This is a genomic window from Streptomyces tauricus (genome assembly GCF_014650955.1).
Taxonomy (GTDB): Bacteria; Actinomycetota; Actinomycetes; order Streptomycetales; family Streptomycetaceae; genus Streptomyces; species Streptomyces tauricus.
In genome coordinates, this window is sequence record NZ_BMVY01000004.1 from 353260 (window position 1) to 362865 (window position 9606).

Annotated in this window: 1 protein-coding gene; it reads left to right on the forward strand. The window is 72.9% G+C overall.

Translation table 11 applies throughout. The features are described 5' to 3' along the window. Window positions 1-5 precede the first annotated feature (5 nt). On the forward strand, window positions 6-9606 hold a 9601-nt coding region (locus tag IE278_RS10460; RefSeq protein WP_246570229.1), incomplete at its 3' end, for a non-ribosomal peptide synthetase.

Below are 9606 nucleotides of genomic sequence, written 5' to 3' on the forward strand. Positions count from 1 at the left end.
ACACAATGATCCCGTTGTCGTTCGCGCAGCGCCGGCTGTGGTTCGTGGACCGGTTCGAAGGCCCTTCGCCGACCTACAACGGCGCGTTCGCCCTGCGGCTGACCGGCGAACTGAACGTGGACGCACTGGAGTCGGCGTTCCGCGACGTCATCGTCAGGCACGAGGTGCTGCGCACGGTGATCGTCGAGGACGGCGACGGCGTCCCGCACCAGCAGGTGCTGACAGCCGGGGAGAAGTCCTTCGTCCTGCCGGTCGTCGACGCCGCGGACGAGGAGGAGCGGGCGGCGGCGGTCGAGGCGGCGGCCACCGAGTCGTTCGACCTGGCCGTCGACGTGCCGATCCGCGCCAGGCTGGTGCGGGTCGGACCGCGCGACCACAGCCTGGTGCTGGTGGTGCACCACATCGCCCTGGACGGGGAGTCCCTCGGGCCGCTGCTCCGCGACATCACCGCGGCGTACGGGGCCCGCTGGGCGGGCGGGGCCCCGGTGTGGGAACCGCTCCCGGTGCAGTACGCGGACTACACGCTGTGGCAGCGGGACGTGCTCGGTGACGAGTCCGACCCGGACAGCCTGGCGGCCGGGCAACTGGAGTACTGGCGCGAGGCGCTGGCCGATCTGCCGCAGCCGCTGGCCCTGCCGACGGACCGTCCGCGCCTGGGGGCGGTGAGCCACCGCGGCGGTCTGGTCGAGTTCTCGGTGGAGGCCGAACTGCTCCGGGCCGTGGAGAAACTGGCCACGGCACAGGACACCACGGTGTCCATGGTCATGCACTCGGCGCTGGCGGTCCTCCTGCACCACCTCGGCTGCGGTGACGACGTACCCATCGGCGCGCCGATCGCGGGCCGCACCGACGAGGAACTGCAGGACCTGGTCGGGTTCTTCGTCAACACCTGGGTGCTGCGCGTCGACCTCTCGGGGAACCCGACCTTCCGCGAACTGTTCCGGCGGGTGCGGGAGCGGGCGCTGGCCGCGTACGACAACCAGGACATGCCGTTCGAGCGACTGGTCGAGCTGCTGAACCCGGACCGCTCCCTCGCCTACCACCCGTTCTTCCAGGTGATGCTCGCCTGGCAGGAGGCGGCGCCCATGGGGAACCTCCGGTTCCCCGGACTCGAGGTCGAGTCCGAGACGCTGGAGACCGGCACGGCCAAGTTCGACCTGTTCTTCAACATGGTCCCGGACGGCTCGGGCGGGGCGGGGGTGCGGCTGGAGTACGCCACCGACCTGTTCGACAGGGACACGGCCGAGCGCCTCGCGAACCGGTTCGTCCGCGTGCTGGGCCGGCTCGTGGCCGACCCGGGGCGCAGGATCGGCGCCATCGACGTGCTCGACGACGACGAACGGGAGCGGTTGCTCGTCCGGTTCAACGACACCGCCGTACAGGTGCCCGAGCTGACGGTCCCTGAGCTGTTCGAAAGCCAGGTGGCCAGGACGCCCGACGCCCCGGCGGTCGTGTGCGACGACCGCACACTGACCTACCGGGAGCTCGACGACCGGGCGAACGGCCTCGCGTGGGAGCTGGTCCGGCGAGGTGCCGGGCCGGAAGACCTGGTGGTGCTGGCGCTGCCGCGCACGGAGGATCTGGTGGTCGGCCTGCTCGGCATCCTCAAGTCCGGTGCCGGGTACCTGCCGATGGACCCGCAGTACCTCGGAGGGCGGGCCGCGGGCGTGCTGTCCGAAGCCGCTCCGCGCTTCGCGGTCACCGACACCGCGACGTGGCAGGACCTGCCGAAGGACGGCATCTCACTCGTCGACGTCGACGACCGCGCGCGGTGGGACGCGCGGCGGGGTCCGCTGGACGACGCGGGCCGCCGGGCACCGCTGCGTCCGGACAACCTCGCGTACGTGATGTACACCTCCGGCTCCACGGGCAAGCCGAAGGGCGCGGCGATCACCCACCGCAACCTCGTCAACGGGGTGCGGGAGCTGGCCCGTGTGCTGGACGCGCCGCCCGGGTGGCGGATGCTGGCCGGCACCTCGGTGAACTTCGACGTCTCGGTCTTCGAGCTGCTGACCACACTGTCCACCGGTGGCACGGCCGAGGTCGTGCCGAACGCGCTGGTGCTCGCCGAGCGGGACAGCTGGGACGGCCATGTGATCAGCGCGGTCCCCTCGGTGCTCGGCGAACTGGTCGGTCACCTGGAGAAGGCGACCGACGTGCGCACGGTCGTGCTGGCGGGCGACGCGCTCCCGGCCCAGCTGGTGCGCCAGGTGCGGCAGGCCCTGCCCCACGCGCAGGTCGTGAACTCCTACGGGCAGAGCGAGAGTTTCTACGCCACCACGTTCTCCCTCGCCGCGTCCGAGGACTGGGCGGAGAGCGAGGCCGCGCCCATCGGCACCCCGCTGGGAAACATGCGCACCTACGTGCTGGGCCCGGGCCTCGCCCCCGTGCCCCAGGGTGTCGTCGGTGAGCTCTACGTGGTCGGGACGTGCCTGGGCCGCGGCTACCACGGCCGCCCGGGCATCACCGCCGAACGCTTCGTGGCGAACCCGTTCGGCCCCCCGGGCGAGCGGATGTACCGCACCGGTGACCTCGCCCGCTGGACCCCCGACGGGCAGCTGCACTACGCGGGCCGCGCCGACGCCCAGGTGAAGGTGCGCGGATTCCGTATCGAACCCGGTGAGGTCGAGGCCGCCCTCACCGCGCACCCCCAGGTCGCCCAGGCGGTGGTCGTCACCCATGACACGGCCGTGAGCAGGCAGCTCGTCGGATACGTGGTGCCCGCCGACCGGACGGTGCGGGAGGGCTCGGTCGACCTGCTGGGCGAGATCGACGCCAAGGAACTGCGGACCGCCGTGGCGCGGCGGCTCCCTGACTACATGGTGCCGGCGGCGATCGTGGTCCTCGACCGGCTGCCGCTCACCGCGAACGGCAAGGTGGACCGGGCGGCGCTGCCGGAGCCGGAGTTCGCGGGCGGCGCGTACCGGGCACCGCGCACCAGGCGGGAGAAGGTGCTCGCCGCGGTGTTCGCCGAGGTCCTGGGCCTGGAGCGGGTGGGGCTCGACGACGACTTCTTCGCGACGGGCGGCGACAGCATCCGTTCGATCCAGGTCGTCTCGCGGTCCCGGGCCAAGGACGTCGGGATCACCCCGAAACTGATCTTCGAACACCGGACGGTGGCAGCGCTCGCCGAGGCCGCGACCTGGATCTCCGAGACCGACGGAACCGACGGAACCCATGGGGCCGACGGGACCCGCAGTGCCGACGGGATCGCCGGGATCGACGGGGAGACCGGTGACGACCCGGTCGTACCGCTGCTGCCGATCGCGCGGCACCTGCTCGAAGCGGGCGGCGGGTACGAGCGGTTCGCGATGGCGCTGGACGTGGAGCTGCCCGAGAGCATCGACGAGGCGGGCCTGCACACGACGCTCGCCGCCGTGTGCGCGCACCACCCCCTGCTGCGGGCACGCCTCGCCACCGAGGGCGACGCGGCCCCGGGCGACGGCGGTGGCGATCAGCCCGCTCTCCTCATCGGGGATCCGGCCGCCCTCGACGTGGCCGCGCTGGTGCGCCGTACGCCATGGGAAGGCCCCGGCGACGAGGCCGCCTGGAAGGAACTGGTCGCGGCCGAGCTGGAGTCCGCGGCCGACCGCCTCGACCCGCGCGGCGGGGTCATGGCCCGGTTCGTATGGTTCGACCCGTCGCTCACGGAACGGACCGCGGCCCCCGGCGCACGAGGACGGCTGCTCATCGTCCTCCACCACCTGGTCGTCGACGGCGTGTCCTGGCGCGTGCTGCTGCCGGACCTGGCCGCGGCCTGGGCACACGTGCGCGAGGGCCGCACCCCGCACCTGCCCGGCTCGGGTACCGCACCGGGCAGCTGGGCACGCGCCCTCACCCGCGCGGCCCACTCCGCCGAGCGGCTCGCCGAACTGCCCCTGTGGCGCTCGGTACTCGACGGCCCCGATCCGTTGCTGGGCGCCCGGGCCCTCGATCCCGAGGTCGACACCCGCACCACGCTCGAACACCTGCGGATCGGGCTGTCCGCCGAGGCGACCGAGGCGCTGCTCACCAGACTCCCGGCCGCGTACGGCGGCGGCGTGAACGACGCGCTGCTCACCGCCCTGGCGATGGCGGTCGCACGCTGGCGCCACGACCGGGGCGTGGACGCGTCCGCGACGCTGGTCATGCTGGAGGGGCACGGCCGTGAGGAGAGCGCGGTGCCGGGCGCCGACCTCTCGCGCACGGTCGGCTGGTTCACGACCGTGTTCCCGGTCCGGCTCGATGTCGCAGGCCACGACCTGGGACAGGCGTTCACGGGCGGTCCGGCGGCGGGCGCGCTCGTCAAGGACGTCAAGGAGCGGCTGCGCGCCCTGCCCGACAAGGGGCTCGGCTTCGGCCTGCTGCGCCACCTCAACGCGGAGACCGCGGCCGAACTGAGCCGTTACCCCGCGGGACAGATCGGCTTCAACTACCTGGGCCGGTTCTCCGGCGCCGACATGCCCGAGGACCTGCGCGGCCTGGGCTTCACCCCGGTCGGCGACCTGACCGCGCCGCGCACCCTGGACACCCCCGCCATGTCCACCCTGGAGATCAACGCGGCCGTCCTCGGCACCGCCGACGGCGGCGCCCGCCTGGAGACCGACTTCGCCTACCCGCCCGGAGTGCTCGGTCAGGCCGAGGTCGCCGAACTCGCCGCACTGTGGCGGGCCGCGCTGGAGGCCCTGGCCCGGCACGCGGACCACGCGGACGCGGGCGGGCTCACCCCGTCGGATCTGCCGCTGGTGGCGGCGACACAGGCGGACATCGACACATGGGAGCGCCGCTACCCCGGCCTGGAGGACGTCTGGCCGCTGACCGCCCTGCAGTCGGGTCTGCTGTTCCACACGGAGCTCAGCGGTGACGCCTGGGACCCGTACCTGATGCAGATGACGCTCCACATCTCCGGGCACGTCGACACGGACCGGATGCGCGCCGCCGGGCAGGCCCTGCTGGACCGGCACGCGAACCTGCGCGCCGCCTTCACGACCGGCACCACGGGCGAGCGCGTCCAGGTCATCGCTTCCGAGGGCGTCGAACTCCCCTGGCAGGAACGCGACTTCGGCGCACTGCCCGACCAGGAGCGCGACGAGGCCGTGGCCGCCTTCCTCGCCGACGACCACGCCACCGCCTTCGCACCCGGCACCCCACCGCTGCTGCGGATGTCCCTGCTCCGCACGGGCGAGCTGCGCTCCGACCTGGTCCTGACAGCCAGTCATGTCCTGTTCGACGGCTGGTCGCTGCCGCTGCTGCTCCAGGAACTGCTCTTCCTGTACGCCTCCGGGGGCGACCCGTCGGCGCTGCCCCGGGTCCGCCCGTTCCGGGACTTTCTGCGCTGGCTCGACCGGCAGGACAAGGAAGCGACCGCCCGCGCCTGGGCGACGGAGCTGGACGGTGTCAGTGAGCCGACGCTTCTGCTGCCGCACGCGGTGTCCGGCCCCGGCGGCCTGCACCGGGCCGACCGTACGGGTGTCGGGCAGGTCGAGGTCGGCCTGTCCCCGGCCGAGGCCAAGGAGCTGGCCCGGCGGGCCGCCGAGCTGGGTGTCACCGTCAACACGCTCGTGCAGGGGGCGTGGGGGCTCCTGCTCGGTCAGTTGACGGGCCGTCAGGACGTCGTGTTCGGCGCCACCGTGTCGGGCCGCCCGCCGCAGGTGCCGGGCTCCGAGGCGATGCTCGGCATGTTCATCAACACCCTTCCCGTGCGGGTCCACTGCACCCCCGGTGCACCTCTCGCACAGGTCCTGACCTCCCTCCAGGAGCGGCAGGCCACGCTGCTCGATCACCACCACCAGGGACTGACGGAGCTGCACCAGGCCCTCGGTCTGCCGGCGCTCTTCGACACCCTGGTGGTCTTCGAGTCGTACCCCGTGGACCGGGCCGGGATCGCGGCGGCGCACAACGCCGCGGGCATCGAGGTCACCGGCATCCGCCCGGTCACCGGCACCCACTACCCCCTGACCGTCATGGCGGAGGCCGCCCCGCACCTGCGGCTCTCCCTCCACCACCAGCACGCCCTCCTCGAACCGTCCGCCGTGCACACGATCGCGGACCGCTTCCTGCGAGTACTGCGGGGGATCGCGGCCGACCCGGAGCGGCCGGCCGGCTCGGTCGACATCCTGGAACCCGGCGAACGCGCGCTGCTGCTCGGTACGTTGAGCGGCGCGGCGACCGTCGCCCCGGTGCCCGAGGCAACCGTGGCGGACCTCTTCGAACGGCAGGCGGCGGCGACCCCGGAAGCGCCGGCAGTGCTGCACGACGGCACTTCGGCCACGTACGCGGAGCTCGACGCCCGGGCCGAGCGCCTCGCCCGGGAGCTGATCGCCCGCGGTGCGGGACCGGAGACCGTGGTGGCCGTGGCCCTGCCCCGCACCCCCGACCTGGTCGCCGCCCTGCTGGCCGTCTTCAAGGCGGGCGCCGCCTATCTGCCCATCGACCCCACGTACCCCGGCGAACGGCTGGGCTTCATCCTGAGCGACGCCGCACCCGCCCTGGTCCTCACCGACACGGCGACGGCGGACGTGCTGCCCGCCACCGATGTGCCCGTCCTGCACCTCGACACCGCCGACCTCGCGGAACAGCCGACGGCCGGCCCCGCCGAGGGCCGCCGTCCGGGTCCGGGGGCCCTGGCGTACGTGATGTACACCTCGGGCTCCACCGGCACCCCCAAGGGCGTCCTGCTGGACCACACGGCCGTCGTCAACGGCATCCGGCACCTCGCCGACCGCACCGGCATCACGGCGGGCTCCCGCGTGCTGGCCGCGACCTCCGTCAACTTCGACGTCTCCGTCTTCGAGACCTTCACCACCCTGTGCCGAGGCGGCGTCCTCGATCTCGCCCAGGACGTCCTGGAGCTGGCCGAACGCGACACCTGGCACGGCGGTGTCATCAGCACCGTGCCCTCCGCGTTCGCCGAACTCCTCGACCAGATCGCCGGCAGGACATCCGTGGAGAGCGTGGTCTTCGCGGGCGAGGCGCTGCCCGACACGCTCGTACGGCGCACCCGTGAGGCATTCCCCGAGGCCCGGATCGTCAACGCGTACGGCCAGACGGAGTCCTTCTACGCCACCACCTTCACCACCGACACCACCCACGGCACCGACGACACCGCCACGGGCGGGGGCAGCACGGCGATCGGCACTCCGCTGCCCAACATGCGTGCCTACGTGCTGGGCCACGGTCTCCTCCCGGCGCCGGTCGGCGTGGTGGGCGAGTTGTACGTCGCCGGGCACCTCGCCCGCGGCTACCACCACCGCCCGGCCCTGACCGCCGAGCGGTTCGTCGCCGACCCCTACGGACCACCCGGCACCCGCATGTACCGCACCGGCGACCTCGCCCGCTGGACCCCCGACGGGCAGCTGCACTACGCGGGCCGCACCGACACCCAGATCAAGGTCCGCGGCTTCCGCGTCGAACCCGGCGAGGTCGAAGCCGCCCTCAGCGCGCACCCCGACATCGCCCAGGCGGTGGTCGTCGCCCGTGACCTGGCCGGGAGCAGCCAACTCGTCGGGTACGTGGTGGCGGCCGACACCGTCGACGTACCGGCTCTGCGCGCCTTCGCGGCGGCACGGCTGCCCGAGTTCATGGTCCCGTCGGCCTTCGTCGTCCTCGGTCAGCTGCCGCTGGCCCCCAACGGCAAACTGGACCACGCGGCCCTGCCCGCCCCACGGCCCGACAGCGAGGCCTACCGCCCGCCGCGGACGCCCCACGAGAGGGCCCTGGCGGACCTCTTCGCACAGGTCCTGGGCGTGGACCGGGTCGGCGTCGACGACAACTTCTTCACCCTCGGCGGGCATTCGCTGCTCGCCACCCGGCTCATCGGCAGCATCCGCCTGGAACTCGGCGTGGAACTGCCGATCCGCGCGGTGTTCGACGCCCCCACGGTCGCCGAGCTGGCCCGGGAACTCGCGACGGACACCGACGTCCGCCCGCCGCTGCGGCAGCGGCCGGACCGCCCCGGCCAGGTGCCGTTGTCGTACGCCCAGCGCCGACTCTGGTTCATCGACCGCTTCGAGGGCCCCTCGGCGACGTACAACATCCCGCTGACCCTGCGCCTCACCGGCGAACTGGACGTGCCCGCACTGACCGCCGCACTCCGGGACGTCGTGGCGCGCCACGAGAGCCTGCGTACGGTGATCGCGGAGGACGCCGACGGCACACCGCACCAAGTGGTCCTCCCCGCCGAGGAGACCCACCTGGACCTGCCCGTCGTCATGGTCGGTGCGGCCCAGGCCGCGGCAGCCGTCGACGAGACGGCCCGGCGGACCTTCGACCTCGCCGCCGACATACCGCTGCATGCCCGGCTGCTGCGCCACGGGCCCACGGATCACACCCTGTGCCTGGTGCTGCACCACATCGCCGGCGACGGCCAGTCCATGGGACCGCTGCTGCGCGAGTTCTCCGCCGCCTACACCGCACGGCACGCGGGCCGTACGCCCCAACTTCCGCCGCTGCCCGTGCAGTACGCCGACTACACGCTGTGGCAGCACCAGTTGCTCGGCGACGCCGACGACCCCCACAGCGCACTGGCGCGTCAGTCCGCCTACTGGAAGACGGAGTTGGCGGGGATCCCCCAGCCACTGCACCTGCCGACCGACCGGCCGCGTCCCGCGGCCGCGGACCACCGCGGTGACCAACTCGGCTTCACCCTCGACGCGGAGTTCGTGACGGCGGTCGAGGCGCTGGCCCGCGAGCGGGAGGCGACGACCTCCATGGTGATGCAGGCGGCACTCGCCGTGCTGTTGCACCGGCTGGGCGCCGGGGACGACATCCCCATCGGCTCCCCGATCGCGGGCCGCACCGACACCGCGCTCGACCCGCTGATCGGGTTCTTCGCCAACACCTGGGTGCTGCGCGCCGACCTGTCGGGCCGCCCCGCGTTCGCGGACCTGCTGGACCGGGTCCGGGACAAGGCGCTGTCCGCGTACGACCACCAGGACGCCCCGTTCGAGAGCCTGGTGGAGTTGCTCAACCCGGAGCGCTCGACAGCGCACCACCCGCTGTTCCAGGTGATGCTCGCCTGGCAGAACATCGATCAGGCCGACCTCGGCCTGCCGGGCCTGACGGTCGCTCCCGTCCCGGCCAGTACCGCCACCGCGAGGTTCGACCTGTACTTCAACCTCGCCCGGGACGTGTCCGGGCGCGCCCACGGGCAGCTGGAGTACCCGACGGAACTGTTCGACCAGGACACCGCCGTGGGGATCGTGGACCGGTTCGTGCGGGTGCTGGAGCAGGTGGTCGCCGATCCGGGTGTGTGTGTCGGGGACGTCGATGTGCTCGGTGAGGGCGAGCGGGACTGGTTGCTGGGCTCGGTGAACGCGACGGTGGAGCCGTCGTTGGAGTCGGGTGTGGTGGGGGCGCTGTCCCGGTGGGTTCGGGAGGCGCCGGGTGCGGTGGCCGTGGTCGGTGACGGTGGGTCGTTGTCGTACGGGGAGTTGGACGCGCGGGCGAATCGGCTGGCGCGTTGGCTGATCGGTCGTGGGGTGGGGCCGGAGTCGTTGGTGGCGGTGTGTCTGCCGCGTTCGGTGGACCTTGTGGTGGCGTTGCTGGCCGTGCTGAAGGCGGGCGGGGCCTATGTGCCGGTAGATCCGGAGCATCCGGGTGCTCGGATCGACTACATCCTTGAGGATT